Origin of the sequence: Schaalia odontolytica (assembly GCF_031191545.1) — a bacterium.
In the GTDB taxonomy this organism is placed as follows: Bacteria; Actinomycetota; Actinomycetes; order Actinomycetales; family Actinomycetaceae; genus Pauljensenia; species Pauljensenia odontolytica.
In genome coordinates this window covers 1,457,383-1,483,515 of record NZ_CP133472.1, presented here as the reverse complement: position 1 = coordinate 1,483,515, position 26,133 = coordinate 1,457,383, and the positions used below count along the sequence as shown (strand labels likewise).

Here is a 26,133-nt window from a genome sequence, read left to right as displayed (position 1 = left end):
TCATTCAGGGTTGCTCACCAGCACTTTCGCGGCGCGCACGACGCGTTCGCCACGTCGGTAGCCGCTCGTGAGGACCTGCCCGATGACGGGGTGGTCGACCTCGCCGCTGGTGGTCGCCATGAGGGCGTCGTGCAGCGCGGGATCAAAGTCGTCGCCCGGGGCGCCGTAGCGCTCGAGCTCAAAACGCGTCTTGAGCGTCTCCTCGAGCTTCGTGGCGATCGACGCGAAGGGACCGTCTTCCAGGTCGCCGTGCGCGCGGGCGGCCGCGATGTCGTCGAGAACGCTGATGAGCGATTCGATGACCTCGTCCTGACCCGCGGTCTTATGACCGGGGATAGCCTCCTTGGAGCGACGCACGTAGTTGGCGTACTCCTGGCCCTGGTTATACAGCTCCGCGTTGGCGCGGGCCAGCTGATCCTCGACGCTCGCGATGCGCTCGAGGGCCTTGGCGAGGTCAGAGTCCTCGACCTGCTCCTCGAAGGCACTCATGTCGTCGGACGAGGCCTCGGACGAGGCCTGGGCCGCGTCATTCGCGCCAGGTGCGGTCTCGTTGTTCTCGGCCGCCTGGCCGGCCGGGGCCGACTCGAGCGAGTCGGCCCCGGCGACGTTGGCGTCTTCGTTGGGCGCCGAGAAACCGTTGGTTTCTTCGGTGCTCACTTGTCATCCTCGTCAACGATCTCGGCGTCCACGACGTCGTCCTGCGCGGGCGCGGACTGGGCGCCGGCCTCGTCGGCCTGCTGCTTGGCGTAGATCTCCTGGCCGATCTTCATACCGGACTCGGACAGGGTCGCCATGGTGGTCTTCACGGCCTCGATGTCATCGCCCTTGAGGGCTTCCTTGACGGCGTCGACATCCTTCTGGACGGCCTCGCGGGTCGCCTCGGAGATCTTGTCGGCCTCGTCCTTGAGCAGCTTCTCCGTCGCGTAGACGGCCTGCTCAGCCTGGTTACGGGTGTCGGCTTCCTCGCGGCGCTTCTTGTCCTCGGCGGCATGCTCCTCGGCCTCGCGCACCATGCGGTCGATGTCTTCCTTGGGCAGGGAGGAACCGCCGGTGATAGTCACCGACTGCTCCTTGCCTGTGCCGCGATCCTTCGCCGAGACGTGGACGATGCCGTTCGCGTCAATGTCGAAGGTGACCTCGATCTGCGGCACGCCGCGCGGGGCGGGGGCGATACCGGAGAGCTCGAAGGTGCCGAGCAGCTTGTTGTCGCGGGCGAACTCACGCTCGCCCTGGTAGACCTGGATGAGCACGGAGGGCTGGCCGTCCTCGGCGGTGGAGAAGATCTCCGAGGCCTTGGTCGGGATGGCCGTGTTGCGCTCGATGAGCTTGGTCATGACGCCGCCCTTGGTCTCGATGCCGAGCGACAGCGGGGTCACGTCGATGAGCAGGACGTCCTTGCGGTCACCCTGGATGACGCCGGCCTGCAGGGCGGCACCGATGGCGACGACCTCATCGGGGTTGACACCCTTGTTGGGCTCGCGGCCACCGGTCAGCTCCTTGACGACCTCGGTGACGGCCGGCATGCGGGTGGAGCCGCCGACGAGCACGACGTGGTCGATCTCGGAGACGGTCACGCCGGCCTCAGCCATAACATCACGGAAGGGCTTCTTGGTGCGATCGAGCAGGTCGGAGGTGAGCTCCTCGAACTTGGCGCGCGTCAGGGACTCATCCAGGTGGATGGGGCCGTCGGCGGTCATGGACAGGTACTGCAGCGAGATGTTCGTGGAGGTCGCGGAGGACAGTTCCTTCTTGGCCTGCTCGGCGGCTTCCTTCAGGCGCTGGAGCGCGACGGCATCCTTGGACAGGTCGGCACCGTTCTTGGCCTTGACCTGATCGATCAGCCAGTTGACGATGCGCTGATCCCAGTCGTCGCCGCCCAGGAGGTTGTCGCCGGAGGTGGCGCGCACCTGAATGGTGGAGAAGCCGTCATCATCCTTACCCACCTCGAGGAGGGACACGTCGAAGGTGCCGCCGCCGAGGTCGAAGACCAGGATGAGCTCGTCTTCCTTGCCCTTCTCGAGGCCGTAGGCCAGGGCCGCGGCGGTGGGCTCGTTGACAATGCGCTCCACCTTGAGGCCGGCGATCTGACCGGCGTCCTTGGTGGCCTGACGCTGGGCGTCGTTGAAGTAGGCGGGGACGGTAATGACGGCCTCGGTGACGGGCTCGCCCAGGTAGGCCTCGGCGTCAGCCTTGAGCTTCATGAGGACGCGCGCGGAGATTTCCTGCGCGGTGTACTTCTTGCCGTCGATTTCCGTCGTCCAGTCGGTGCCCATGTGGCGCTTGACGGAGGAGATGGTGCGCTCGACGTTGGTGACAGCCTGGCGCTTGGCGATTTCGCCGACGAGGACCTCGCCGGTCTTGGAGAAGGCGACGACCGAGGGGGTCGTGCGCGAGCCTTCAGCATTGGGGATGATGGTGGGCTCGCCGCCTTCGAGGACGGCGATAGCGGAGTTGGTGGTGCCGAGGTCGATACCGACTGCACGTGCCATAGTATGTGTTCCTTTCGTTGGCGAGACCGCGCCGCTGAGGGGAAGCGGCTCGCGTTGCTTGTGTGGCGCCGGGGCGATTCCGACGGACCCTTGAGTCTGATGTACTCAACTTTATAGGCGGGCATTTTATTCCGCAAGCCGAACGAGCAAAACTTGAGTCACATACACTCAGGTTTCGCAATCGGCTTATCAACCCATCTCTCTCGCCGGAAACCTCACCTTGGCGGGACACGGAAAACCCCCGGGCCCATGGGGCCCGGGGGTCCGGAGCTCAGCGCTTAGAGCGCTCGCTCAACCGTTGAGCGCATCAGCGACGCGCGCGGCGCAGGGCGAGGAGTCCTCCACCAATTCCCAGCAGGGTCAGGGTCGCGAGGGACCCACCGAGCACATCAGCGCCAGTCCTGGCCAGGTTGGGACGGTCCCCACCATCGTGACCACCGGGGGTCTTGCTGGGCGTCGGCGTCGGCGACGGCGACGGGTCCGGAACCGGGGTGTAGGTGTTGGTCACCTCAAGAGTGGCGACCTCGCCCGCCTTGATCACCACGGGATCAATCGTGGAGGTCTGGAGAGTGAAACCATCAACCGAGGCGTCCTTCTCGGTCACCGTGCAGGTCGCACCGGCAGGAATGTCGCGGGAAACCTTCGTGTCGCCGGCAGCGACATCCGTGATCGAACCGGAGGTCTTGGCCGGATCGTCACAGACGTAGTCGAAGGAGAAGGTCTTGTCGGCAGGAATGTCACCAACAACCTTCTTGGTCACGGCAATGTTGCCGGGAGCCGGGGTGTAGGTGTTGGTCATCAGAACCGCAGCAACCTCTCCGGCCTTGACAGGAACCGGATCAACCGCAGAGCACTCGAGGACGAAACCGTCAACGGCGGCCTCGGCCTCACGCTCAGTCACGAGACACTCGGCACCGTCCGGAATGTCACCCGATTCCTTGGTCTCGCCAGCGGCGACATTCAGGATCGAACCGGAGGTCTTCGCCGGATCGTTGCACACGTAGTCGAAGGAGAAGGTCTTGCCAGCAGGAATGTCGCCAACAACTTCCTTCGTCACCGAGATCTTGCCGACCTTGGGGGTGTAGGTGTTGGTCACCTCAAGGGCAGCAACCTCACCGGTCTTAACCATCACGGGATCAATCGTGGAGGTCTGGAGGTTGAAACCGTCAACCGAGGCATCCTTCTCGGTCACCGTGCAGGTCGCACCAGCAGGAATCTCAGCGGACTCCTTGGCCTGACCGGGAACAACATCCGTGATCGAACCGGAGGTCTTCGCCGCATCGTCACACACGTAATCGAAAGCGAAGGTCTTACCAGCCGGGATGTCACCAACAACCTTCTTGGTCACAGCAATCTTGCCGGGAACCGGGGTGTAGGTATTGGTCACCTCAAGGGCAGCAACCTCACCGGTCTTAACCATCACGGGATCAATCGTGGAGGTCTGGAGGTTGAAACCAGCAACCGAGGCATCCTTCTCGGTCACCGTGCAGGTCGCACCAGCAGGAATCTCAGCGGACTCCTTGGCCTGACCGGGAACAACATCCGTGATCGAACCGGAGGTCTTCGCCGCATCGTCACACACGTAATCGAAAGCGAAGGTCTTACCAGCCGGGATGTCACCAACAACCTTCTTGGTCACAGCAATCTTGCCGGGAACCGGGGTGTAGGTATTGGTCACCTCAAGGGCAGCAACCTCACCGGTCTTAACCATCACGGGATCAATCGTGGAGGTCTGGAGGTTGAAACCAGCAACCGAGGCGTCCTTCTCGGTCACCGTGCAGGTCGCGCCAGCGGGAATCTCAGCGGACTCCTTGGCCTGACCGGGAACAACATCCGTGATCGAACCGGAGGTCTTCGCCGCATCGTCACACACGTAATCGAAAGCGAAGGTCTTGCCAGCCGGGATGTCACCGACAACCTTCTTGGTCACAGCAATCTTGCCGGGAACCGGGGTGTAGGTGTTGGTCACCTCAAGGGCAGCAACCTCGCCCGCCTTGACCGTCACGGGATCGATAGCGGAAGTTACCAGAGTGCTGCCGTCGACAGAGGCATCCTTCTCGGTCACGGTGCAGGTCGCACCAGCGGGAATCTCAGCGGACTCCTTGGCCTGACCGGGAACAACATCCGTGATCGAACCGGAGGTCTTCGCCGCATCGTCACACACGTAATCGAAAGCGAAGGTCTTACCGGCCGGGATGTCGCCGACAACCTTCTTGGTCACAGCAATCTTGCCGGGAGCCGGGGCTGCGGTGTTGGTGAGCGAGACCGCAGAGACGTTGTTCTCAGCGATGGTGAAGGAGACCTCGTTCACGGCGCTCGTGGATCCGACGGAGAAGGAGGGATCACCCTGCCAACGCAGAGCGGCCGGCAGCTGTGCGGAGTCGAGGGACTCCGTGAGCGTCACCTTGGTGCCCTTGGGGAAGGCCACACCGGCCACGCCCTGCTCAACGGGAACCTTCATCGTGTAGGGGTTGGTTCCGCCCTCGGGAGCGGTCCACTCGGGGTGGAGAGCCGGGTCCCAGCCAGCGGGGAGTTCGTACTTGACGTTAACCGTGACGGCCGTGGCGGCGGGGATCTGTCCCGCGTCGGCACCGACCTGCGCTCCGAGGACGTACTTCTTCACGCCGAAGGCACCGTAGCCGGGCTTCATCTCAATGGTGTAGGTGATCGGGTCGCGGTAGCTGATCACCGAGGTGATCGGGCCTTCCTTGTCACCCACCAGCGTCGCGCTGTTCGTGTACTGCTTCTCAGGGATGACGTTACCGTCGATCTTCGAGGAGTAGACGATCTCGTAGTTGATCGCCGGGTCAAAGTTGCCGTCGGTACGAGTAAGCGTCACCGTCGCAGACTTACCGTCTGCGGAGATCGTGCGCTCGAGCGTGTAGTTGCCGTAGGCCGTGTTGATGCCGGGCTGCCCGACTCGCGCGACCGTGGGGTACTGGTTCGGCGCACTCTTAGGATCGACTCGAACGTACCAGGTGGAGTCGGCGGGCAGCAGCGTCTGACCGTCAGCGCCGAGGACATCGTTGAAGACGACCTTGTTCGCGTAGGTGCCTGCGGGCATTCCAGCACGCTCCGAGAGGCGGCGGCCGGAACCAGTAATGTGCCAGTTGATCTGGGTCGAGTCACGCTTCAGGGAGTTCGCGTACTTGCCGACGTTCTTCTCGGTCCACAGGCGCTGGGTGATGGGCTCATCGTTCGGGTTCGGAACCTGAGTCTCGACGCCGTTGGCACTGAAGGGAAGCTTCGTCAGCGGCGTTTCCTTCTGAGCCATGAGCATCTGATTCATCTTGCCCTTGACGTTGCTTTGGGCCGCGACAGCTTGATTGAAGGTACAGGTCATGACATCGGCGGCGGTCACACACTCGCCGACCTGCAGGCCGTCAAACATCAGCGGATCGCTACGCCCAACCTCGCGGAAACGGTAGTAGTGCGTAATGTCAGGCAGTGCGGCCCCAGTGGTCGGCAGCCCAACCGTGAAAGAGTCGCCCGGCTGCGGATTGGCATCGCTGGCATCCCACTCAACGTACATCCTCACCGGATCCTCAACCTGGGCACCCGCCCCGGGGATCTCCACTCCGTCCTGGTCAGACAGAACGAGGGGCTTGATCGCAACCTTAATGTTGGGGTTGACGGCAGCCTCGGCGGGCGCGGCCGAAAAGACGCCAAAGGCACCTATCCCGGTTGCGGCGAGAGCAAGCGCCGAAGCGCCAACTGCCGCCCGCGCCCACTTAGCGCGGAACTTCGTCATCAATTCATCCTCCGTAGGGTTCATTCGAATCCGCGCGGCCTGGACATAGTTGTGACCACGACGGTTACCAGACATGCTACGTGCGATCAAAACGCCTCATAAGTCCCAAAGCTCAACGAACCCTGACCACTCCCTGGGAATTTACCTGAACACCAGCTCGCGACCACCCTCACGAGGCTCGGGCCAGACGAGTCTCAATCTTCCAATCAGTCAGCATTCATACTGTGCACTTGTTCACACCTTGTTCGACACGCCGCGACACTGTCGCATCAAATGACGTTCGTCACTCGCCTCGGCTAGACTATGACCGCCTCCAAACCGGAGTTTCTCATCAATCAACGGAGACTTGATGCACATCACGAAACGAGTGGCTGGCACCCTCCTCGCCGGCCTCCTGACACTAGGAATGGCAGGTCCCGCCTTGGCCGACACGCCGACATCCGACAGCCGACAGTCCGGCGATTCCACGCCCACCCAGCAGGCCACCTACGACGCTCGCTACGCGATTCCAGCGGCCGTCGCGGCATCCTCAGAGGGCAAGGTCGCCCAGTGGCAGGACATGAAGTACGCCATGTTCATCCACTGGGGCGTCTACTCCTCCTACGCAGGCTGGTACAAGGGCCAGAAGCAGGAAGTAGGCTACCCCGAGCAGATCAAGGCATGGGGTCACCAGCAAACATGGGACTCCCGCATCCCCCTGCAAGGAATCCCGCGCGAGGAATACCTGGCCACAGCCCAGACTTTCGAGGCCCCCAACTTCGACGCCACAGCCTGGTGCCAGCAGGCCAAAGACACCGGCATGAAGATGCTGCTCATCACATCCAAGCACCACGACGGCTTCGCCATGTGGGACACGGCAACGACCGACTACAACTTCACCAAGCAGTCTCCATCCCACCGCGACCCGATCCTTGAGCTGTCGCAGGCCTGCAAGAAGGTCGGAATTAAGTTCGGTCTCTACTTCTCCAACATCGACTGGGAAAAACAACCCGAGGACCCCTGGAAGAACGCCAACACGCTGGACGAAGATGGCTACATGGAATACATCCATGCCCAGCTCAAGGAACTCCTCGGCGGTAAGTACGGCGAGATCGCCGAGCTCTGGTACGACATGGGCAAACCCAACCCCGCCCAGTCCGACCAGCTGCGCCAGTGGGCGCACGAACTCCAGCCGAACATCATGATCAACTCGCGCGTAGGTAACGACCGAGCTGACTTCGAGGTCGGCTGGGACAACGAGATGCAGTCCGAGCAGACCCAGGGCCCCTGGGAGTCAGCCGTCTCCATCTTCCACAAGACCTGGGGCTACGCGAACTGGGACGACGCGGCTCCCAAGTTCAAGGACACCGGATACCCGGACTACCCGACCTGGGACCACATGATCGACGTGGACAACACGACGGCGCTGCGTAAAGCGCCCGGCGGCGCCCACAAGAAGACGACCGAGATCGTGGGCAACATGTTCTCCACCGTCGCCTTGGGAGGCCAGTTCCTCTTCAACGTCGGCCCGAAGTTCGACGGCTCCTACGACCCGTGGGATGCCTCGGTCCTCAAGGGAATAGGCGACTGGAACCGCGCACATCCCGGCATCCTCAACAACTCGCGCCCGACCCACTTCCCGATCGAAGCATGGGGCAAGACCATGGTCGACGACTCCCACATCTACATGGGCATCGAGAAGTGGCCCACTGACGGCATGATCACGCTGCGCGGCGCCGGCACCAACGACATCTCCTCGGTCAAGCTCGACGGCTCCGATGCCGAGCTGACCTACAAGGTTGAGGGCAACGACCTCGTCGTGACCCTGCCCGCACAGCCCGACGAGATCCTCCCCGTCGTCACGGTCACCACTAAGGGCGCTCCCAACTATGTGCCCACCGGACTGACCACGATCGGCTCGGAGCCGACCACGATCCCCACCTCCAGCCTCGAGAAGTTCAAGGCCCCCACCCCCAAGACCGGCGAGACCAGCTTCACCGCGTCTATTACGTCCGGTGACAAGGTTGCCTCCGGCCTCACTGTCGCCTTCGAGACAAAGGGCTTCACGGACGACTACGCGAAGTACAAGGTCACCGTCGACGGCCAGGTCATTTCCGGCCTCAGCGTCGCCCAGCTGAACGCCGGCGTCGGCCCGTTCGCCCTCGGCCCGAACCAGACCGCGCGCGTCACCCTCGAGTACGACAACCCGGCCTACGCTCTCAAGGGCTTCGGCAAGGACACGTCCGTCACGTCGGTCACCGTCAAGGCCGAGACCCTCTCCACCCCGGCCGTCACGGTCGAGCCCTCGACCGTCGAAGCTGGCAAGACCGTCACCGTGAAGGGCACGGGCTTCGCCCCCGAGTCTGCCGTGACCCTCACGCTGCACTCCGAGCCCGTCGAGGTCGGCACCGCCACCGCTGACGAGAACGGCGCCTTCTCCGCAGAGGTAACGGTTCCCGCCAACACCGAGGCCGGGGACCACACGGTCGTCGCAGAGTCCGGCACGCCGGTCGTCTCCGCGACCGCCCCGCTGACGGTCACCGCGCCCGCCGCACCCGCCGCGGATCCGAGCGCATCTCCGAGTGTCCAGCCCTCCGCTGCCCCGGCACCCGCCCCCGAGCAGGGTGGCAAGGGAGGCCTGGCCCGCACCGGTACCAACGCGCTGATCCTTGTCGCGGCCGCCCTGGTCGCCGCGGGAGCGGGCACGGCGTTTATCCGCCGCTCGCGCCTGTCCAAGGCCTAGTCACCGCGTGGGCATAACCACCACGGATGGGGGCGGGGCGTACCTGACGGTACGCCCCGCCCCCACTTACACTGGAGCAATGCGCTGCGACCATTTTGACGCCGGAAACTGCCGGTCCTGCTCTCTCCTCCCCCAGCCCTACGAGCGGCAGCTCGCCGGCAAGGTCGAGGCCGTCGCCGCCACTGTCTCCCCCATCCCGGGAGCCGACGAGATCACCTGGCTGGCCCCGGCCTCGTCCCCGGAGAAGGGATTTCGTACGAGCGCAAAGCTCGTCGTCGGAGGCAGTCGCCGCCGCCCAACCCTGGGCATCCTGGGGCCCGACCGGCGCGGCGTCGACCTACCCGGCTGCCCCATCCAGCACCCCGCGATCAATCGCGCAACGCCCGGCCTCAAGCGCTTCATCCGCGCACTGGACCTCACCCCCTACGACGTGCCCACCAAGCGCGGAGAACTCAAGAACATCCTCGTCACCGTGGGCGCGGAGGAGCGCCTCATGATCCGCTTCGTGCTGCGCACACGCGAGCGAGTCTCCGACATCCGCTCGGCACTGCCACTCCTGCGCGACCTCGTGCCTGCCGCTCACGTCGTCACCGCGAACATCCACCCCACTCACGAGGCCATCGTCGAGGGGCCCGACGAGATCATCCTGACGCGCGCACGCACGCTGCCCCTTGCCGTCGAAGGCCTCGAGCTGGGGCCTCGCTCCTTTGCGCAGACGAACGCTCACGTCGCCGCGACCCTGTACGAGCAGGCCTCGGCGTGGGCGTCGCGCCCCTTCTGCGACGGACGCATGCCCGAGAGCCTGTGGGACCTGTACTGCGGCGTCGGCGGCTTCGCCCTCGCCGCCGCGCGCGCCGGATTCCCGCGCGTGACCGGCGTCGAGGTATCCTCCGGGGCGATTTCCTCGGCGATCAGCGCCGCCCGGCACGCAGGCCTGTCGCGAGGTGCCGCCACCTTCATCGCCGAGGACGCGACCGCGTGGGCGCGCGCCCAGCCGCCCAAGGACATACCCGACGTGATCGTCGTGAACCCGCCGCGCCGAGGCATCGGCACCGAGCTCGCAACCTATCTGAACGAGTGCGCCGCGCCCCGCGTCATCTACTCCTCGTGCAACCCCGCCTCGCTGGCCACGGACCTGGCGGCCATGCCCTCGCTACGTCCCGTCGAGGGCCGAATCTTCGACATGTTCCCGCACACGACCCATGTCGAGACAGCAGTATTGATGTCAAGGATCAAGGATTAAAAGTGCATGAAACGCCTTGAAAACAAGGGATTCCAATAATATTGCCAGGAACGGCAGCATTGCCGGAGTCCCTTCTTTATGCCCTCTGACAATAGTTGCCACCACTGATTTTTGAGGGTGTGTAACAAGAGAAATACTTTTTGCTCTTGGTGCATGTGCCTTTCTGAGCGGCCTGGGGTGGCACCCTGGTGCTGCCACTGTAGGACCCCGAGAGGTGCTCACTGCACTGCCGACGAGTCAAGAAGTGTTAACCCCTTGAGTGTTCCGCTCACCCATGCGTCCTTGGGGCAGAGCGAAACCGGACACGTGGCGGAGCAGACTCTCGCTGGACTTGCTTGGGAGTTGCTCCCAAGTTGTTAGATGATTATGTTCCATTCATTGACTGAAGAAGGAGAGTGTCATGCTTGACGCGTTGACCATGTCTGACGGTCGTTCCATCCCCGCTCAGGGTTTCGGAGTTTTCCAGATTCCAGCCGAGCAGACTGCTGACGCGGTGGCTCAGGCTATTGAAGTCGGCTACCGCCATATCGATACCGCACAGTCTTACTTCAACGAGGAGGCCGTAGGTGCGGGTATCCGTCGCAGCGGGATCGACCGCAGTGAACTGTTCGTCACCACGAAGGTCTGGTTGGACAACTATGGTGAGGATGCCACCTATGCCAGTGTGAAGGCTTCTCTGGAGAAGCTGGGGCTTGAATATGTGGATTTGATGCTGTTGCATCAGCCGTTCAATGATGTTTACGGATCCTGGCGAGCCCTGGAGCAAGCCCAGGCGGATGGGCTGATTCGCTCCATCGGGGTCTCGAACTTCACTCCAGCTCGCCTGCACGATCTGGGTTCGTTCAACGCCGTCTATCCAGTGGTTAACCAGATTGAGATTAACCCCTTCCATCAGCAGGTGGAGCGTGTTGCTGAGCTGCAAAAGCTCGGAGTTACCGTTGAAGCGTGGGCGCCCTTTGGTGAAGGCCGCTCAGGCTTGTTCGACAATCCAGTGTTGGCTGGTATTGGCCAGCAGTACGGTAAGTCAGTGGCGCAAGTGGTGTTGCGCTGGCTGTATCAGCGTGGGATTGTGGCACTGGCCAAGTCAGTACACACGGAGCGGATGCAGCAGAACTTCGCGATTGATGATTTCACTCTGACTGAGGCGGATATGGCCGCTATCGCAGGTTTGGACGCCGGGGCGTCATTGTTCTTTGATCACGAGACAATCGGCACGGTGGATTTCTTCACCGATCTGATTGCTCAGCGACGTAACAACAGCTAAGCCACTCATGAGCAGGTTGTATTCAACAAAGGAGGCAGCTGAGGCCAGTGGTATCGCGCTTGAAACCGTGCGCTACTACTGCAAAATCAATCTAGTCCCCCGAGTAAGGCGAGATGAGAACAACTACCGTGTCTTTGACGACCACGACATCGCCTGGCTCAAGGGCCTGCACTGCCTGCGCGAATGCGGCATGGGTATCGAGCAAATGCGCCATTACATGGAACTTTGTCTCCAGGGAGCAGAGAGCATCCCGGAGCGCGAAGTCATGCTGATTGCGCAACGTCAGGTTGTTGAGGACAAAATCGCACTACTTACGGAGATGCTGGGGTTTATTGATTCGAAGATGGAGTTCTATGCCGGAGTGCGTTCCGGCGAGATTGAATACCAATCGAGTCTGTTGGCCCCAGTGTCATCTGAGACTGCCTGATTAGCGGCTCTTCCGAGTTGAGTGCGGTGACCGGATGTTGAGCGGGGGTTGCGAGTAGAGGTCGAGGTCCTTACAAAAGTAAGATGTCTGGAAGAAGGTGTCACACAGGCACAGATGGCGCAGATGGTTGGCACCTCCGCACCGTATATTAGTAGGCCGATAAACAAGAAAGAGGGCATCATCAATGAGGTCTTTGTTGACATGCTCGATAAGCTGCGCTACGACTTGTCTATGCGAAGAAGAAAGGGGCTCCTGAAAAATGAGCAAAGAAAGACTCACCGCATTTACGGATGCGATATTGGCGATCATCATGACAATATTGGTGCTGGAACTTGAGAAACCGGAGACAGCTGACTGGGCATCGTTTTGGGCACTCAGGTCGCATTTCTTCTCCTATGCGATTTCTTTCTTCTGGCTTGGCGCTATGTGGGTGAATATGCATAACCATTGGCACAGGATCGAGAAGATAGATAACAAGGTGATCTGGTGGAGCATCATCATGCTGTTTTTTGCCTCTTTCTTCCCGTATGTGACAGACTTTGTGAGCGACCACTTCACAAGCCTTTTTGCACAGATGTTTTACAGCGCGGTGGTGATTTGTGTTTCACTATCCAACATGGCGCTTGCGCGAGCGGTCGCAAGGGCTAATGGCTCGACGAGCGCGTTGGACTATAGTAACCGGAAAATCGTTGCGGCTGACCTGAGCATTAAGGCAATTGGCATTGTTCTGGCGATCTTTGTTTATCCGCCGATTAACATGTTTGCAGTTATTCTGGCAGGGTGTGAGGTGACCTTCCTACCACATATTGTGAATCGAAAGAACAAGAAACGAAGTGAGATCGATGCTGTATGATCCACATCTGGATTTATTCCTGCAGGTGAACGGAATACCCGGATACCTGTGCGTCTTTACCTCTTGACCAGACTAATGGGCGGGGATAGCGAATTGAAGTGGTGATATAGCAAAGAGAGCCGAAGCGTCTCATCGGCGTGTCGACTCTCATGCAAATTCCGGTTTTGTGGTATCGAAAGCAGAAAAGCATGACTTTTTCGGTCATACAGTTTTAACCCACGATATTTTCGGCTGAACCGATGACATCAATGCCATTGTCTCAAGGGACGCCGAGGTCGCCCTCCTCCTCGAGCGCGCGTAGGTCGGGCACCACCCTCGCAAGGCCTCAGCCCAACACCACCACGTTCTTACCGGGCACCGCGTGGGACTCCATCGCTCGGTGCGCGTCGGGCACCTGCTCCAGGCCGTGGAAAACCCCCGCGATCGGCACGCTCATCTCCCCGGCCTTCACCGCGTCAAGCACCTCCTGCAGGACACTCGCCGGCAGATCCCACGCGTGTCCGTGGTACACGGTTAGGCCAACGGTCGAGGGAATCACCGCGAAGGGCGAGAAGTCCTTCATCGACCACACCTCGGTCAGCGACCCCGTGAACGACACCATGCCGCCGGGGCGCACGCAGCGCAGAGTATCGCCGAGCACCGGGATACCCACGAGCTCCAGCGCCGCATCCACACCACCCGGAGCGAGAGCGCGCACCTTCTCCTCAATCCGCCCGTCGTCGATCACCACGTGGGTGGCACCGGCCTCTAGCAAGACAGATCGGGCAGATTCACGGCGCGACGTCGCGATGACCGTCATCCCCATGCGAACACCCAGGCGCACCGCCATGAGGCCGACCGTCGACGTGCCACCGCGCACGAGGATCGTGTCGCCGCTGCGAGCGCGCATCGCATGAACAAGGGACCCATAGGCGGTCTGCGTCATCTCCGGGATCGCACCGATCAACGCCCAGTCCAGGTCTGAGGAGAAGGGGATTGCGATTCGTTCGGGGATCAGGCAATAGCGGGCGTAGGAGCCGTCATACTCGCGGCCAAGACCGCCCATCATGAAGGCGACCTGCTGGCCGGGCTGGAAGGCACTGCCGGGGGCGACCTCGTCGACGATGCCGACGCCCTCGATTCCGAGGACCCGCGGGTACGTGAAATCCGGGTCGGAGAGGCCCCGGCGAGAATGGGACTCGGACTCATTGATTCCAAATGCTTCGACGCGCACGCGCAGCCATCCGGGCCGAGGGCGAGGAACGGGCAGCTGGGAGACCGTCATCTCTTCGATCTCGCAGGAGCCGTCGAGGCGAATCGCGTCCATCATTGCACTGCAAGTTTCCATAGAACCTAAGTGTCGCGCCCCCGAAGCGCGCATGCAAGCAGGCGTCCACGCGACGCGCATGCCGCACAACATGGCGGTGCCCGGCCGCTACAATTGGACCCAACGTTAGGAGAAACATGACCGTCGAACTGATCACCGCCGCCACGCCCGAACTCCACGAGGCGATGGGCCACCTGCTCCCCCAGCTGTCCCGCTCCGCCGCGCCGCTGAGCGAGGCCGATCTGCAGCGATTCCTCTCCCAGTCCGGCGTGCACCTCTTCGCGTTCCGTTCCGAGACGGCCGACGCCGATGGGAACCACCCAATCCTCGGGATGCTGTCGCTGGCCACCTTCGAGATCCCCACGGGCGTGCGCGCCTGGATTGAGGATGTCGTCGTCGACGAGGCCGCACGCGGTCAGGGCGCCGGCCAGGCCCTCGTGGTCGCTGCGATCGAGCACGCACAACGAGTTGGTGCCCGCACCGTCGATCTGACGTCGCGCCCATCGCGCGAGGCCGCGAATCGCCTCTACCAGCGCGCCGGCTTCCAGCTGCGCGAAACCAACGTGTATCGCGTGACGCTCGAGAAGAAGTGAGCTCAGGCTTTCGCTGCCTGAATCGCATGTGACGGGCGCGTTGCGCACTTAGCGTGCGTAGCTTGCCCAGCGCGCGCTACTTGCTTTCCTTGCGCTGCATGGGCTGCTGGTGTGCGCACATGGTTTGCACACCTTGCACTGCCGCCTGCCCACGCACGATGCGCGGGCGGGCGACTCTTTCGGGGTGACGGAAGCGCGACACAGCATTGCACCAGTAACGAGGCAGTGCACTGCCTCCCCAAGCGGGGCTCAGCCCTTCCACCCAGCGAATGGCCCCGGCTCGGCGCCTATCCCCACCGCTGAGCGCATACCCCCTCAGGGACGACCTCATCACGAGGCGCTCACGTCCACTGCACGGGCCAAACCCACGCCTTCGCGGATAGGTTGTGACGATGCGGATAGGTTATCGCCACGCGGATAGGTTAATAAGCTATCCGCATCCAGATAACCTATCCGTCACGCAATAACCTATCCGCGTACGCCGCGGGTTCCGCGGGCGTAATGAGCGATACGAGGTTGTCGTGGCCTCCCGGTCCTTGCAACAACCCAACGCGCACACATCAGCAACCCAGCGCCGCCGGTGTGGAGGGCCCAGAGGGTCCGGAGGGCCTGGCCGGGCTTCGAGACAACGCGCCGAGCTAAGCTCGCGGCACGGACCGCGAGCAGGCGGGCAGGCCGTACCACTAGGACCCACCCGATTGGAGGTTGCCGCGTGGCCTGCAGGGCCTGACCGGGCTTCGAGACAACGCGCCGAGCGAAGCTCACGGCACGGACCGCGAGCAGGCGGGCAGGCCGTACCACTAGGACCCACCCGATTGGAGGTTGCCGCGTGGCCTGCAGGGCCTGGCCGGGCTTCGAGACAACGCGCCGAGCAAAGCTCGCGGCGCGGACCGCGAGCAGGCGGTCTGGCCGTACCACTAGGACCCGCCCGATTGGAGGTTGCCGCGTGGCCTGCAGGGCCTGGCCGGGCTTCGAGACGACGCGCCGAGCGAAGCTCGCGGCGCGGACGGCGAGCGGGCGGGCAGGACACGCGGCAGCCAGAAATCAGGCGGGGCGAAGCAACGCAGCCGACCTGGTGGGGCGAAGCAACACAGCCGACCTGGTGGGGCGAAGCAACGCAGCCGACCTGGTGGGGCGAAGCAACGCAGCCGATCAGGCGGGGCCACAAGCGGCCCCAACCATTCAGAACTCCTCGTAGTACGCGGGATCCTGGTCGGCCTGGCGACCGTCGGGGCGGCCAAGTGCGCTGATCGCAGCCATCTGCTCCTCAGACAGCGAGAACGAGAAGATGTCGAGGTTCTCGCGCTGGCGCTCAGGCGATCCGGACTTGGGCAGGGGCAGGGTTCCGAGCTGGTAGTGCCAGCGCAAGATGAGGCGCGACGGGGACACGCCCGCTTCGCCGGCCAGGGCGGCGATGGCAGGATCTTCGACGATGCGCCACTTGCGCCCCAGCGGGCTCCACGACTCGGTGCGCACGCCGACCCGCGCGTGATAGGAAAGCGCAGGGGCCTGAGGGAAATAGGGGTGCAACTCGATCTGATTGACGCTCGGATACTCCCCGGTCTCGTCGCGCACGAGCTGCAGGTGTTCGGGCAGGAAGTTGCACACGCCGACAGATCGGACGAGGCCACGGTCGCGCGCGTCCAGCAGCGCTTGGAAGGCTTCGACGTACAGGCCGCGCTTGGGGTTGGGCCAGTGGATCAGGTACATGTCCCAGTAGTCCAGGCCCGCGCGCAGGAGCGATTCTTCGAGGGTGTACACGGCCTCGTCGTAGCGGTGGTGGCGGCCTGGGAGCTTGGAGACGAGGCGCAGGTCCTCGCGGGGCACACCGCATCGGCGTACCGCCGCCCCAAGCGCGCCCTCATTTTCGTAATTGAAAGCGCTGTCGAGCATCCGGTATCCGGCGTCAATGCCGGAGATCATCGAGGAGACGCCCGAGGCACCGCGCAGGTTGTAGGTGCCCAGCGCGATCGAGGGAACCTCCAGGCCGTCGGACAGGGTGTATGCGGGGATCTCGCTCATGCCTCAAGCGTAGGCCACCTCTCGCGCAGCGTTCTACCATTGGGGTATGGCACAGCTTAAACTGGACGAGGTCCACGCACACGCGGTGGACTATCAGCATTTCCTCCTTGATTCTCCTTCCCCCTATCACGCGGCCGAGGTCGTGGCGCAGCGCCTGGTGGACGCCGGCTTTACGCGCGTCGACGAGAAGGGCGCGTGGGACGCGTCCCCGGGCGGTCACGTGATGGTGCGCGGCGGCGCGGTGGCCGCATGGTTCGTTCCCGAGACGGTCGCTGACGACGCGGGTTTCCGCATCGTCGGGGCGCACACGGATTCGCCGGCGTTCTCGGTGAAGCCGTCGGTGCAGTCGACGACGCCGGACGGCTGGGGACAGATCGACGTCGAGGTGTACGGCGGCATGATGTGGAACTCGTGGCTGGACCGCGAGCTGACCCTGGCGGGTCGCCTAGTCCTGAACAGCGGCGAGGTCGTCCTGGCGCGCACGGGTCCAATCGCACGCATCCCGCAGCTGGCGATCCACCTGGATCGAGACGTGAATCCGAGCGGCCTGAAGCTGGATCCGCAGAAGCATCTGCATCCGGTGTGGACGGTGGATAACCCGTTCGGCAACGTGCTGGAGTATGTGGCGCGCACGGCGGGCCTGGACAACGCGTCGCAGGTCGCGGCCTTCGACCTGATCCTGACTCCCAGCCAGGGGCCGGGTTTCTTCGGTGACAAGGGCCAGTTCATCGCGGCGTCGCGCCAGGACAACCTCTCGAGCGTCCACCCCGGTCTGGTTGCCTTGGAGCGCCTGGCGGCGGAAGGAACGCCTGCGGGCGGCGATGTCACGGTGTTCATGTGCTTCGATCACGAGGAGGTGGGTTCGGAATCTCGCACGGGCGCGGCCGGCCCGATCCTGGAGACGGTGCTGCGCCGCACCGCGAAGGCTCTCGGCCGCGACGAGGACGGTTTCGAGCGCATGCTGGCGGCCTCGTCATGCGTGAGCGCGGACGCGGCGCATTCGGTGCACCCGAACTACGCGGGCCACCACGATCCGGATAACCGTCCGATGATGGGTCGCGGACCGATCATCAAGATCAACTCGAAGCAGCGTTACGCGACGGACGGCGAGGGCATCGCCCTGTGGAATCGCGCGTGTGTGGCTGCGGGCGTGGCCTCGCAGAGCTTCGTGGGCAACAACGCGATGCCGTGCGGGACGACGATCGGCCCGATCACGGCGACCCGACTGGGCATCCTGACGGTGGACGTGGGCATCGGTCTACTGTCGATGCATTCGGCGCGCGAGATGAGCCACGTGGACGACCTGCTCGCGCTGTCACAGGCGCTCGCTGCGTACTGGCGGGGTGCCTGACGCCCGATTGGACGCACCTGCATGCGGGATCCCCGGCCTCGTTCATAACAACGAGGCCGGGGATCCTTGTGCGCGAAAAGTGTCCTTACAGGGCTGGCACGGCGGTGACGGTGACGGGCACGTTGCCGCGGGTAGCCTTGGAGTAGGGGCACAGCTCGTGGGCGCGCTCGACGAGGGCCTGCGCGCGCTCGAGTTCGACGCCGGGGATGAAGACCTGGATGTCGGCGGTCAGGGCGAAGGACGCGCCTTCGGGTCCCAGCCCGATCGTCGTGCGCACGACGGAGTCCTTGGTGTCGATGCCCATTTCCTTGGCGGCCAGCCCCATGGCACCCTGGAAGCAGGCGCCGTAGCCCATAGCGAAGAGGGCTTCGGGGTTGGGGCCGTCGCCGGGGCCACCCAGTTCCTTGGGCATGCGCATCACGTGGCTGATGTCGAGCGCGGGGACGGAGGAGGTTCCGGCGCGACCACCCGTGGAGTCGGCGGTGACGGTGTAAACGATGTTGCTAGGTGTATCCATAACCCCATTCCAGCACTGGGACCTCGGTCCCGCAAGGGGGCTGACAGGAGAAGAAGAATTTTCGCGTAGGGAGAAAGAGGCAGGGGCGGCACAGTCCGGTCCTACGTCGAGCTGCCCGCGCTGCGCCGGGACCGATGTTCCCTCGCAGGGACCGGCACCTCAGGCGGTGAGGAAGTCGGCGGCTGCCTCGGCACTCAGGGCCTTGGCGACGGCGCGAAGGAAGCGGTCGTTCATGGGCGGGAGCTGGTCGGCCCGGAAGAACGCTGTCTCACTGTTCTCGCCATCGGCGGGACGGGGTTCACCGCTGACCCACTCGCCCACGAAGGCGACGTCCAGGTAGGTGGTGACGTCACCGTTATCGTAGGTGACGGGGCCGACGACCTCGACGGACAGGAGGCGGCGAACCTCAATGTCGACGGCGGCCTCCTCCGCCGCCTCTCGGGCGGCCGTGACGGCGGGTTCTTCGCCGGGGTCGACGATGCCGGTCACGGGCGTCCAAGCCCCGTTGTCGCTGCGGCGCACGCAGAGCATGTCAACTGTCTCGGGGGCGATAGGCTCCGCCCAGTCGATGGGCGCACAACCCGGCGCGGGTCGCAGGATGACGACGGTCGTGCCCGGCATCCATAGTGGCGCATTACCGACGTGACGGCGCAGTTCGAGGACAAAGTCGGGGGTAGCCATGGCCCTAGTCTACGGCGCTCACAGGAAGGACGTGATGACCGGCAGGAGCAGAATCTTGATGATGATCGCGAAGGCGAAGAGTGTCGCGTAGGCGGCCTCGATGCGCTCGTCGATTACACGGGCGTCGGCGGCCTGCAAGACGGCGGGCTGGCCGAGGAAACCTGCGATGCCGCCGGCGGCGCGGGCCGAGGACAGGCCGATGAACTTGGCGCCGAGGGCCTGGATGATGCAGCACACGACGACCATGACGGCGGCCAAGAGAGCCGCGCGCCAGCCTTCGGGGCTGCCAAGCAGGCTCGCAAACTGTGGGCCAGCGTTCAGGCCGAGGGCAGCGAGGAAGAGCATGAGACCGATCTGTCGGATCGTCAGGTTCGCGGCCGCCGGCAGGGTCCACACAAGCGGACCCGTGCGACGCAGGGCACCGAGGACCATGCCGACGATCAGCGGGCCGGCGGCAGCACCGAGCTGGAAGCCCTGACCGCCGGGCAACGGGAAGGACACGATGCCGAGGAGGAGGCCGAGGACGAGGCCGATGCCGAAGGCCATACCGTCCACCTCGGCGACGCGGCGCTCGGAGTCGCCCAGCCACTCCGCGATGTCGTCCAGCTCATCGGTGGGGACGACAACCGCGACGTGGTCGCCGAGCTGCAGGTCGAGGTCGTCGCGGGCCAACAGGTCGAGGTCGCCTCGACGCACTCGCGTAATGACGGCACCGAAGCGCTTGGTGACGTTGAGCTCCGAGACGCTACGGCCGGCCACGTCGGGATTGGACACGACGATGCGTTCGAAGGCCAGGTCGGAGCGGTCGTCTTCGAGCTTGTGATCGAGAATCTCCCCGACGAGGGGGGCGGTCTCAGTGATAGAGGCGGGATCACCGACCATGACAACATGGTCACCGGGCAGAAGGTCCTCGCCCGGGGCGATGACGCGGGTGCGTCCGTCGCGGCGCAGGTAGGACAGACGCAGGCGTTGCTCGCGCCACGCGGTGATCTGTCGAGTATTGATCCGCCGAGACACGTGAACGCTCACGGCTTCGAGGGACTGGCCCGCCAGGGAGGGCGTGTCCTTGGGGCCCAGCCACTTCCTCGTCACCGTGATCGTCACGATGAGGATGCCGCCGATGACGCCCACCGGATAGCCGAAGGCGTAGCCGACCGCCGCGTTCGGGTCGCCCGTCAGGCGGGTCGCTGTATCGAGGGCGGGAGCGGCCGTGAGCGCGCCCGTGAAGAGGCCCGACGTCAAACCTTCAGGCAGGCCGAGGATCCGTCCGCCGACGAAGGCGATCACCGCACCCACGACGCACACGATCGTGGTAAGCGCGAGGAGGTTCGTCTGCTTGCGCAGATCCTGGAAGAAGGTCGCGCCCGCCGAAATGCCGACGCAATAGACGAAGAAAGCCAGGCCCATCGGCTGGACGATCGCCATGTGGGTGCTGACGACCTCGGGATGGAGGGCCGAGACAACGAGGCCGACGAAGAGGGCACCTGCCGCACCGAATCGCAGCGGGCCGATACGGATGGCACCGATCGCGGCCCCCAACGCAACGACGACAAACAGTGCGAGCAGGGGTGAGGACGCGAAGAGAGAGGCCATAGCTTTCAGAGTACCTGTCGCGCGTCCTATGGTCTGCGCGACTGTCACATCGCACGTTTTATGAGGCTCACGGATTGGTTACACTGTTGCTAGAAACTGAAAGGACGGTCATGTCTCAACCTGCACCTGGATGGTATCCCGACCCCGCAGGAACTCTTCGCCTGCGCTGGTGGAATGGCGGCTCGTGGACGGAACAGTACCAGCCCATGCCCGCGCAGCAGCAGGGTTTCCCCCAGCAGGGCATGGGGCAGCAGGCCCCGACGCAAACGATGCCAGCGGGCACACCCAATCCGGGAGGAGCCCTCGCGCAGGCGTCCGCTATGCAGCAGAACGCCGCTCCTAGCGGGCCCCGCCTGCCGTCTAACAAGCAGGCGCCGACCGTTTCCTCCAGCCCCTACGGCTCGAAGATCTCCTTCGACCAGCCGAAGATGGATTCTCAGAACCGCGGGAACGCCCAGCCGTCTGCCCGCAACTCCCGCTGGCGCATCGGGATGGTCGTGGCCTGGGTCGCGGTCCTCGTCTTTGGCGTCACCACAGTTATTGCTGGTGCGTCGTTCGCGAACGCCAGGAGAGAGCGTGCCGCCGCCGAAGACGAGCGACGCGCGGCACAGTCGCAGCTCGACCAGGCCACATCCGAACTCGAGCAGGCCAAGAAGGACCTGGAGGAAGCATCGCGGTGAGCTACGTACCCACATCCACACAGCAGGCCTCTGCCTCAAACAACGGTTCCAAGATCATCACTCTGATCGGCGCTGCCGTCGCCGTCCTTTTCCTCCTTATCTCCGTGGGACTAGGTCTCGGCGCTCGCTCAAACTCCCAGTCCGCGGCCGAGGCACAGAGTGATGCCGCATCCATGCGCCAAAAGGCTAAGGACACCGAGACTGAGACAGCGACGACTCGCACCAAGGTCAACGAGGCAACCACTAAGAAGGAAGCTCAGGACTGGTGCAACGGTCTGACGAGCGAGAAGTCTGACTTTGATTCCCTCGACGAGGCTGCGCGAAAATACAATTCCCTGACGGCGACTCGCCGCGAGGCCATTGGGCAGATCTGCCCCCAGAAGCAGAGCTTCATCGAGGCGTACTCGAAGGACATGTCGCAGGATATGCTCCATAATGACGTCCATTGCACGGGTGGTGCCTCCACGGTGACGATCACGGGGTCCGTGTCCATCGTCGGAGCAAACCTGGCGGGCGCATCGGCGTACGACGTCGGCGTCGAGCTCTACCTTGTTCCCGGTTCGTCCTCGAAGGGTTATACCCCCTCCGACAAGCAGACGGTCACCGTTCCCGCGGGAGGCACGGGCACGACAACCTCCGTCGTGCCGATCCCATCCTTCAACTCGGGATCGTGCATTATCCGCGCCGTAAGCCTGTGGCCCAGCGGGCTCTGAGTCGATAGTTGCCCACCATACCTTGGCCGACTAGACTTCCTGACCAGACCCTCGGTTGTGACATGACACGGGAGAGAGAACCACAATGAGCGAACCTGCGGAAGGCTGGTACGCCGACCCCACCGGTGCCGCACAGTTGCGCTGGTGGGACGGTCATGCCTGGACGGAATACGTCGAACCCTACGAGGTCACGCCCGCACAGGCCGATACGGCCGCGGCAATTCATGCCTACGGCGAGGACCAGCAGCACGCTCAGCAGGAGCAGCCCGCCACGCAGGCGGAATACCGGGCTGACGCAGCGATCCCGCCAGTCCCCTCCCCGAACGAGCACGCAAACTGGGAGGCCACCGCGCCTGACCTCTCCCCCGCAGAGACGCCGGCATGGGAAGGTACCAGGGCCTCGTCAATGAACGAGGGGGACGCAACCCCCATCCCAATGCCCGGCGAATCCGAGAGTCCTCACGAGAGTCCAGAACGCTCCGGCACCCTGAAATGGACGCTCGGCTGCATTGCCTCGTGGGTGCTCGTCGCGGTCTTCATCACGGCCCTCGTGATCGCCTGGTCTCACCTGGGTGTCGGCGGTCGCATCCACGATGACGCGAAGAGCCGCGCGGAAACAGCGCAGCAGGAGCTCGACACTGCACAGTCCACACTCGCGGACATCAACCGACAGATCGAGGAGGCCCAGAAGTGAGCGCCCCCGTACCCTTGCGTGCCGCGACCGTCGCAGGCACAGCCCTCGCGGTCATCTTCATCATCCTGTCGGCCGTCGTCGGCGGCATTAACGCGTGGCGTTCACATTCGGCCTCCCGCTACGAAGAACAGGCCGCGCAGGCCCAGTCGGAGAAGGTTGCGGTCGATCAGCAGATCGCCGACGCGAAGACCCGCCTCGACGCCGCCAACGTCCACAAGGACGCCAAGGAATGGTGCGATTCCATCACCCGCGATACTGCCGCCTCGATCCGCGACGCGATCAAGAGCTACGACTCCGCGACGCAGGCCGTCAAGGACGCCATTCACGAGGAGTGCGCACCCAAGGAGAACCTCGCGAACGCGCAGCGTACCGGCGCCGAGGCGGCCTTCAGCCCAGGCATCCCGGAGTGCACGACCGACCAGATCACCACCACAATCAACGGCACCATCACACTGAACTCCGCAAGCCAGATCTCCTCGCTCGGCCCACTTGAGCTCACGATCTCCGGCTACACACTCGACAAGGGGACGACGTTGAGCCCATCCTCCCCCTACCAGGAGACGACAACGGTGACGCTCACGCCGGGAACACCCGCGACCTTCTCGATCTCCGTTCCCTACGATCCGGCGATGTCCGACAAGACAGAGTGCGGTTTCACCATGATCTCCTGGTGGCCGACCAGCCTGTGACAGGCACGTGGGTCCGATCACTGAACGGTGCCATCAATCGGTGCCTGCCTAGAATTGACGGGACACAGTGAAAGGAGTCTCCTCGTGAGCAACACCGTCCAGGGCTGGTACGCAGATCCCGAAGGATCCGACCAGCTACGCTGGTGGGATGGCAGCCAGTGGAGCAACCATTTCCGCCCTGCCCCTACCGGCGACGAAACTCCTGTCGTTACCCAGTCCGAGCCCTCCCCGCAAGCGGCACCTCCTCCCACCGGCGCACCGATTCAAGTGCCCGCAGCGCCGACACCCGCGGCACCGAAGCCCTCTTCGCGTCCTCCGTCCTCCCAGATCATCACCGCGGGTTTCCTGACACTCCTGGCGATCTTCTTCATCGGCTGTTCGGCACTGGCAGCGACCTCCTATGTGAAGTCCGGCGAGGAACTTCAGCAGGCTCAATCCGACTACGACCAGGCCAAGCAGAAGCTCCAGGAAGCAAAGGATGAGGCCAAGTGAGCGCGCACAGCTCCCGCCCCCTTTCCTTTCCACAACACAAGGTCCGCGGCCTGAGTATCTTCAACCGGATCATGGTCATCATTGTCGCCCTCAGCGCGATCACAACGATCACATTATTTGCAAAGACGTCCTCCCGTCATAGCGAAGCCAACAGCCTGAAGAACGACGCAATGAAGGCCGACAGGCAAAGGTACGAGCTGAGGGCTCTCCAGTGGTGCGAGCAGATCACTCCGGAGAACGCCGACACAGTGGCCGGCCTATTCAAGGGCTATGACTCAGCATCGTCGGACATCAAGCGCGAGATCGATCGACAGTGCAAGACGCGCGTGTCGATCGCCGATTTCATCGCCAACCAGGATCCCATTCGCGCGTTTACGGTTAAGCCCGAATGCACGCTCAACGACACGGGGGATGGCGCCTCCTGCACCGCTACCGTGACCCCTACTTCGCCCGCGGTACAGAAGCGGCTCGAGGAATTCTCGTCGACGACGCTCACTCTGCGTATGCGCATTGCCGACACGCACACGAACCTGCCCACCCAGTCGCACACGCTGGACGACGTCGCGACCCTGACGGTTGATTCGAGCGGAAACGGGACGGTGTCTTTCGACGTTCCCGTCGACGCCAGCTGGGGCATCGCCTACGACGTTCAGGTGTCATCGTTCTTCCCGAACGAGTAAGCCTCACCGTCTACGGCGGTCCCGGTTCCCCTGATGGGCGTGGGGACCGCCGTTTTTTCATTGTGTTTCCAGTGTCTCACCGACGATCAGCACCAGAGTGAGGCCTATCACCGCCAAAATCACTGGTATCGGCGCTCCACTAGAATGAACGAGACACAGCGAAAGGAGTCACCTCGTGAGCAACCCCGTTCAGGGCTGGTACGCAGACCCTGCAGGAACCGACCAGCTACGCTGGTGGGACGGCACCCAGTGGACCGACCGCTACCACGCCCCGACCGGTTCCAACACAGCCATCGATTCCGACGCCTCCGCGAATGAGGCAGCCGTCTCCCCCGTTGGATCGTCGGCGCTTTCCGCAGCAGGACCGACACAGTTCACGCCCGTGCCCCAGGCACCGGCCACGAAGGCGACTCGCGGACAGATCGCGATCGCCGTCGTCGCCTCGATCCTGGCGGCTATCTTTCTCGGCTCAAGCATTGTGGCTGCGGGTAAGCACAATGCAGTCCAGGACGACGTTCACGATGCACAGACTATGCTCACCGAGGCAAAAGAACAGCTCCAGAAGGTGCGGGAGGCAATCCAGTGAGCGACCTCAATTCTACTCCGACCTCCGAATCGTCCGCCATGGGCTCCGGCTCGGCCGCCGAGACGACCATCCCGGCGAAACCCGCCAAAAGCAGGGGACTGTCGTACTACAACCGCTTCGCCTGCTGCGCGGCAGTACTCCTCGCCTGCGCAACCGCCATGATTCTCTTCTCGACGAAGCAGTCCGCCCAGTCTGCCGAAGACATGCGCAACGAGGCACAAGCAACTCTCCAGCAGGCCGGCGAGGAGTTCGCCCCGTACTGGTGCGCACAGATCACGCCCGACAACGTCAACCAGTTTGAGAGTCTGCATTCAGAGTTTATCAGCGTCGACAGCGAGGTCCAGGACATTGTCAAGCAGCAGTGCGCGAAGCAGGTCATCATCAACGACCTCGTCGCCAATAACAGCCCCGCATCGGCTTTCGACACCGAGGCGAGCGAATGCATCATCAACGCATCGTCAACGACCATGGCGTGCACCGTGAACGTCACAGCAAACGACAACGTGAAGAAGGGCCTCGCGATGCTCTCTTCCGCGACAGTAACCCTCAAGATGAGCATGCACACGACGAACAGCTGGCTCACATCGAAGGGATATGAAGTCGGCGAAGTCGCAACCGTTACCGTCGACAGCAACGGCACCGGCAGCGCGCAGTTCGAAATTCCCTACGACCCCACTTGGGGCGAGTACTACAAGATCAGCGCGACGTCGTTCTACCCAAACGAGTGACGCGGCTTCCCTGATCGCACTGACCCCGTCGCCCCCTCGGCGGCGGGGTCTTCGTCTGC

General features: G+C 63.3%; 23 protein-coding genes. 15 read left to right on the top strand and 8 right to left on the bottom strand.

The features are described from left to right. From RDV55_RS06285 to RDV55_RS06275, 3 genes are all read right to left on the bottom strand, one after another. Nucleotides 1-657, bottom strand: coding sequence for a nucleotide exchange factor GrpE (locus RDV55_RS06285; protein ID WP_111823494.1), 657 nt, complete (start codon nucleotides 655-657; stop codon nucleotides 1-3). Continuing rightward, nucleotides 654-2,489: a molecular chaperone DnaK gene (gene dnaK, locus RDV55_RS06280; RefSeq protein ID WP_111823493.1), complete on the bottom strand. Its 1,836-nt coding sequence runs from the start codon at nucleotides 2,487-2,489 to the stop codon at nucleotides 654-656. Before dnaK ends, RDV55_RS06285 begins: the two co-directional genes overlap by 4 nt. A gap of 307 nt (nucleotides 2,490-2,796) precedes the next feature. After that, on the bottom strand, nucleotides 2,797-6,240 hold the full coding sequence (locus RDV55_RS06275) for a DUF5979 domain-containing protein (protein ID WP_111823492.1): 3,444 nt from the start codon (nucleotides 6,238-6,240) through the stop codon (nucleotides 2,797-2,799). 349 nt (nucleotides 6,241-6,589) lie between these two features. Here RDV55_RS06275 and RDV55_RS06270 point away from each other — a divergent pair, with 349 nt between their 5' ends. From RDV55_RS06270 to RDV55_RS06250, 5 genes are all read left to right on the top strand, one after another. Continuing rightward, nucleotides 6,590-8,962 (top strand): alpha-L-fucosidase, encoded by a 2,373-nt coding sequence (locus tag RDV55_RS06270; protein WP_111823491.1) that lies wholly within the window; start codon nucleotides 6,590-6,592, stop codon nucleotides 8,960-8,962. Between the two features lie 79 nt (nucleotides 8,963-9,041). Next, nucleotides 9,042-10,205, top strand: a complete 1,164-nt coding sequence (locus RDV55_RS06265; RefSeq protein ID WP_111823490.1) for a class I SAM-dependent methyltransferase — start codon at nucleotides 9,042-9,044, stop codon at nucleotides 10,203-10,205. A gap of 400 nt (nucleotides 10,206-10,605) precedes the next feature. Further along, nucleotides 10,606-11,469, top strand: a complete 864-nt coding sequence (locus RDV55_RS06260; RefSeq protein WP_111823489.1) for an aldo/keto reductase — start codon at nucleotides 10,606-10,608, stop codon at nucleotides 11,467-11,469. A 7-nt stretch (nucleotides 11,470-11,476) separates the two neighbouring features. Beyond that, the gene (locus RDV55_RS06255; protein ID WP_111823488.1) at nucleotides 11,477-11,896 is read left to right on the top strand and encodes a MerR family transcriptional regulator; all 420 of its coding nucleotides are present in this window, start codon (nucleotides 11,477-11,479) and stop codon (nucleotides 11,894-11,896) included. Nucleotides 11,897-12,155: 259 nt separating this feature from the next. Next, nucleotides 12,156-12,749 carry a TMEM175 family protein gene (locus tag RDV55_RS06250; RefSeq protein ID WP_111823487.1) on the top strand — a complete coding sequence of 198 codons (594 nt, stop codon included), beginning with the start codon at nucleotides 12,156-12,158 and terminating at the stop codon, nucleotides 12,747-12,749. A gap of 325 nt (nucleotides 12,750-13,074) precedes the next feature. Here RDV55_RS06250 and RDV55_RS06245 read toward each other — a convergent pair whose 3' ends face one another. After that, complete coding sequence (locus tag RDV55_RS06245) at nucleotides 13,075-14,058, bottom strand: zinc-binding dehydrogenase (RefSeq protein ID WP_245907667.1); 984 nt, start codon at nucleotides 14,056-14,058, stop codon at nucleotides 13,075-13,077. A gap of 134 nt (nucleotides 14,059-14,192) precedes the next feature. On the opposite strand from RDV55_RS06245, the gene RDV55_RS06240 reads away from it, so the two are divergent. Then, the gene (locus RDV55_RS06240; RefSeq protein WP_111823486.1) at nucleotides 14,193-14,648 is read left to right on the top strand and encodes a GNAT family N-acetyltransferase; all 456 of its coding nucleotides are present in this window, start codon (nucleotides 14,193-14,195) and stop codon (nucleotides 14,646-14,648) included. A gap of 1,182 nt (nucleotides 14,649-15,830) precedes the next feature. Here RDV55_RS06240 and RDV55_RS06235 read toward each other — a convergent pair. Continuing rightward, nucleotides 15,831-16,670 (bottom strand): aldo/keto reductase, encoded by an 840-nt coding sequence (locus tag RDV55_RS06235; protein ID WP_111823485.1) that lies wholly within the window; start codon nucleotides 16,668-16,670, stop codon nucleotides 15,831-15,833. 46 nt (nucleotides 16,671-16,716) lie between these two features. Between RDV55_RS06235 and RDV55_RS06230 the strand changes: the two genes are divergently transcribed. Next, nucleotides 16,717-18,021: a M18 family aminopeptidase gene (locus RDV55_RS06230; RefSeq protein ID WP_111823484.1), complete on the top strand. Its 1,305-nt coding sequence runs from the start codon at nucleotides 16,717-16,719 to the stop codon at nucleotides 18,019-18,021. 85 nt (nucleotides 18,022-18,106) lie between these two features. On the opposite strand, the gene RDV55_RS06225 is transcribed toward RDV55_RS06230, so the two are convergent. The 3 genes from RDV55_RS06225 to RDV55_RS06215 all read right to left on the bottom strand — a co-directional run bounded on the left by RDV55_RS06225 (nucleotide 18,107) and on the right by RDV55_RS06215 (nucleotide 20,812). Further along, nucleotides 18,107-18,538, bottom strand: a complete 432-nt coding sequence (locus tag RDV55_RS06225) for an Ohr family peroxiredoxin (RefSeq protein ID WP_111823483.1) — start codon at nucleotides 18,536-18,538, stop codon at nucleotides 18,107-18,109. Nucleotides 18,539-18,697: 159 nt separating this feature from the next. Continuing rightward, complete coding sequence (locus RDV55_RS06220) at nucleotides 18,698-19,219, bottom strand: NUDIX hydrolase (protein ID WP_111823482.1); 522 nt, start codon at nucleotides 19,217-19,219, stop codon at nucleotides 18,698-18,700. Nucleotides 19,220-19,237: 18 nt separating this feature from the next. Beyond that, entirely contained in the window at nucleotides 19,238-20,812 is a 1,575-nt protein-coding gene (locus tag RDV55_RS06215) for an aspartate:alanine exchanger family transporter (protein ID WP_111823481.1), read from the bottom strand. A 110-nt stretch (nucleotides 20,813-20,922) separates the two neighbouring features. On the opposite strand from RDV55_RS06215, the gene RDV55_RS06210 reads away from it, so the two are divergent. The 8 genes from RDV55_RS06210 (at nucleotide 20,923) to RDV55_RS06175 (ending at nucleotide 26,074) form a co-directional block, all read left to right on the top strand. After that, nucleotides 20,923-21,492 (top strand): DUF2510 domain-containing protein, encoded by a 570-nt coding sequence (locus RDV55_RS06210; RefSeq protein WP_111823480.1) that lies wholly within the window; start codon nucleotides 20,923-20,925, stop codon nucleotides 21,490-21,492. After that, nucleotides 21,489-22,205, top strand: a complete 717-nt coding sequence (locus RDV55_RS06205; protein WP_111823479.1) for a hypothetical protein — start codon at nucleotides 21,489-21,491, stop codon at nucleotides 22,203-22,205. The genes RDV55_RS06210 and RDV55_RS06205 overlap by 4 nt, the downstream gene beginning before the upstream one ends. 85 nt (nucleotides 22,206-22,290) lie before the next feature. Further along, a complete protein-coding gene (locus RDV55_RS06200; RefSeq protein ID WP_111823478.1) occupies nucleotides 22,291-22,899 on the top strand; it encodes a DUF2510 domain-containing protein in 609 nt (202 codons plus the stop codon). Beyond that, nucleotides 22,896-23,588 carry a hypothetical protein gene (locus RDV55_RS06195; protein WP_111823477.1) on the top strand — a complete coding sequence of 231 codons (693 nt, stop codon included), beginning with the start codon at nucleotides 22,896-22,898 and terminating at the stop codon, nucleotides 23,586-23,588. Before RDV55_RS06200 ends, RDV55_RS06195 begins: the two co-directional genes overlap by 4 nt. 84 nt (nucleotides 23,589-23,672) lie before the next feature. Then, a complete protein-coding gene (locus RDV55_RS06190; RefSeq protein WP_165835842.1) occupies nucleotides 23,673-24,080 on the top strand; it encodes a DUF2510 domain-containing protein in 408 nt (135 codons plus the stop codon). Next, nucleotides 24,077-24,760, top strand: coding sequence for a hypothetical protein (locus RDV55_RS06185; protein ID WP_111823475.1), 684 nt, complete (start codon nucleotides 24,077-24,079; stop codon nucleotides 24,758-24,760). The genes RDV55_RS06190 and RDV55_RS06185 overlap by 4 nt, the downstream gene beginning before the upstream one ends. Before the next feature lie 175 nt (nucleotides 24,761-24,935). Further along, nucleotides 24,936-25,346, top strand: a complete 411-nt coding sequence (locus RDV55_RS06180; protein WP_111823474.1) for a DUF2510 domain-containing protein — start codon at nucleotides 24,936-24,938, stop codon at nucleotides 25,344-25,346. Next, complete coding sequence (locus RDV55_RS06175) at nucleotides 25,343-26,074, top strand: hypothetical protein (protein WP_245907666.1); 732 nt, start codon at nucleotides 25,343-25,345, stop codon at nucleotides 26,072-26,074. The genes RDV55_RS06180 and RDV55_RS06175 overlap by 4 nt, the downstream gene beginning before the upstream one ends. Nucleotides 26,075-26,133 lie beyond the last annotated feature (59 nt).